Raw genomic sequence first — 2,654 nt, forward strand, 5'->3', positions numbered from 1 at the left:
CATGTTCCTGCGCAACCCCGCGGCCATCGCCGGCATGGTGCTGCTCTTGATCGTGCTCGCGGTCGCGATCGCCGGCCCCTGGCTCTATCCGGCCGATCCCTTCGAGATCAAGGCCGCGCCGCTCACGCCGCCGTTCAGCGAGGAGGCCTGGCTCGGCAGCGACTACCTCGGACGCGACGTGCTCACCGCGCTGATCTACGGCGGCCGCGCCACCCTGCTGGTGGGTGCGGTGGCGGCGCTGCTGTCGGTGCTGATCGGCATCACGCTCGGCGCCTTCGCCGGCTACTACGGCGGCAAGGTCGACGCGGTGCTGATGAAGATCACCGAGTTCTTCCAGGTGCTGCCCGCGCTGCTGTTCGCGATGGTGGTGGTGACGCTGTTCTCGCCCACGCTGGTCACGGTCACGCTGGCCATCGGTGTCGTGAGCTGGACCGGCACCGCGCGGCTCACGCGCGCCGAGTTCCTCAAGTACCGCGGGCTGGAGTTCGTGCGCGCCGAGCGCGCCATCGGCGCGCGCGACGCCCGCATCATCTGGAAGGTGATCCTGCCCAATGCGCTGCCGCCGCTGGTGGTGTCGGCCACGCTGGCGATCGGCGCGGCGATCCTGTTCGAGGCCGGGCTGTCCTTCCTCGGCCTGGGCGATCCCAACCAGATGAGCTGGGGCCTGATGATCGGCTCGAGCCGCCAGTACGTGCTGTCGTGCTGGTGGGCCGTGGCCTTTCCGGGCGCCGCGATCTTCGTCACCGTGCTCGCGGTCAGCCTGATCGGCGACGGCCTCAACGATGCCCTCAACCCCAAGCTGAGGGAGCGCTGAGATGAGCGAGGCACTGCTGCGCGTGCAGGACCTGCACGTCGAATTCCGGACCCGGCGCGGCCAGGCGCTGGTGCTCAACGGCGTGGACTTCGAGCTGCGCGCCGGCGAGACGCTGTGCGTGGTCGGCGAGTCGGGCTGCGGCAAGAGCATGACCGCGCTCGCGCTGCTGCGGCTCATTCCCTCGCCGCCGGGGCGCATCCGCGACGGACGCGTGCTGTTCCAGGGCGAGGACCTGGTGCGCGCCACCGACGCACGCATGCGCGAGGTGCGCGGCAACCGCATCTCGATGATCTTCCAGGAGCCGATGACCTCGCTGAACCCGGTGTTCAGCGTGGGCGACCAGATCGGCGAATCGCTGCGGCTGCATGCGGGCCTCGATGCGCGGGCCGCGCGCGAACGCGCCATCGAGATGCTGCGTCAGGTCGGCATCCCCGCGCCCGAGCGGCGCGTGGACGAGTATCCGCACCAGCTCTCGGGCGGCATGCGCCAGCGCGTGATGATCGCGATGGCGCTGGCCTGCCGGCCCGACATCCTGATCGCCGACGAACCCACCACCGCGCTCGACGTGACGGTGCAGGCACAGATCTTCGATCTGCTGCGCGAGCTGCAGCGCGAGAAGGGCACGGCGATCCTGCTGATCACGCACGACATGGGCGCGGTGGCCGAGATGGCCGACCGCGTGATGGTGATGTACGCGGGCCGCGTGATCGAGCAGGGCAGCGCCGACCAGGTGCTGTCCGCGCCCGGCCATCCCTACACGCGCGGCCTGATCGACTGCCTGCCCGAGCTCGGCAGCAGCGCGGCCTTCGACGACGACACGCGCGAGGACCTGGCCGAGATCCCCGGCGTCGTGCCCTCGATCTGGGAACTGGGCAGCGGCTGTGCCTTCCGCGAGCGCTGCCGCCACGCCATGCCGCGCTGCGCGCACGAGGTGCCGCCGATGTTCGCGCTGGCCGGCGAGGGCGATGGCGGCACCGCGCACGGCGCGGCCTGCTGGCTGCATGCCGAGGCGCTGGCGGAGGAGGTCGCATGAGCCTGATCGAACCGACCGACACGCTGCTCGCGGTCGACGACCTGCAGGTGCACTTCCCGCGCGCCAGGGCCGGCTGGGGCCGCAAGCCCGAGGTGGTGAAGGCGGTGGACGGCGTGTCCTTCGAGATCCGCCGTGGCCGCACGCTCGCGGTGGTCGGCGAATCGGGCTCGGGCAAGACCACCACCGCGCTCGCCGTGATGCGGCTGTCGCCGCTGACCGGTGGCCGCATCCGGCTCGGCGACACCGACCTCGGCGCGCTCGAGGGCGAGGCGCTGCGCCGTTCGCGCACGCGCATGCAGATCATCTTCCAGGACCCGTTCTCCTCGCTCAACCCGCGCGAGCGCGCCGGCGCCGCGGTGCGCGCGCCGCTCGACCTGATGCAGGTGGGCACGCCCGAGCAGCGCACGCGCCGCGTGGCCGAGCTGTTCGAGGCCGTGGGCCTGCGGCCCGAGCAGCAGCAGCTGTTTCCGCACCAGTTCTCGGGTGGCCAGCGCCAGCGCATCAACATCGCGCGCGCGCTCGCCACCAATCCCGAGCTCGTGGTCTGCGACGAGCCGGTGTCGGCGCTCGACATCGCGATCCGCGCGCAGATCCTCAACCTGCTCGCGCGGCTGCAGCGCGAGCTGGGCCTGACCTACCTGTTCATCTCGCACGACATGGCGGTGGTCGAGCACATCTGCGACGACATCGCCGTGATGTACCTGGGCCAGATCGTGGAGCGCGCGCCGCGGCGCGTCTTCTTCGCGCAGCCGCTGCATCCCTACAGCGTGGCGCTGATGTCGGCCGTGCCCACCGTGGGCGGCGGCC

The 2,654-nt window shown here is 71.4% G+C and carries 3 protein-coding genes; all 3 read left to right on the forward strand.

The window, feature by feature from the left end; translation table 11 throughout:
• Positions 1–814 (forward strand): ABC transporter permease (locus AC27VN_RS38340; RefSeq protein ID WP_490880047.1); only part of this gene is annotated, 814 nt, incomplete at its 5' end.
• Position 815: 1 nt separating this feature from the next.
• A complete protein-coding gene (locus tag AC27VN_RS38345) occupies positions 816–1,847 on the forward strand; it encodes an ABC transporter ATP-binding protein (RefSeq protein WP_490880048.1) in 1,032 nt (343 codons plus the stop codon).
• A partial coding sequence (locus tag AC27VN_RS38350; RefSeq protein ID WP_490880049.1) for an ATP-binding cassette domain-containing protein occupies positions 1,844–2,654 on the forward strand: 811 nt, incomplete at its 3' end. The genes AC27VN_RS38345 and AC27VN_RS38350, both read left to right, overlap by 4 nt.

The organism is Variovorax sp. 20P10.2.4 (assembly GCF_058244205.1).

Coding starts and splice junctions, on each gene's coding strand:
- AC27VN_RS38345 (WP_490880048.1), top strand. CDS start 816: ATGAGCGAGGCACTGCTGCGCGTGCAGGACCTGCACGTCGAATTCCGG.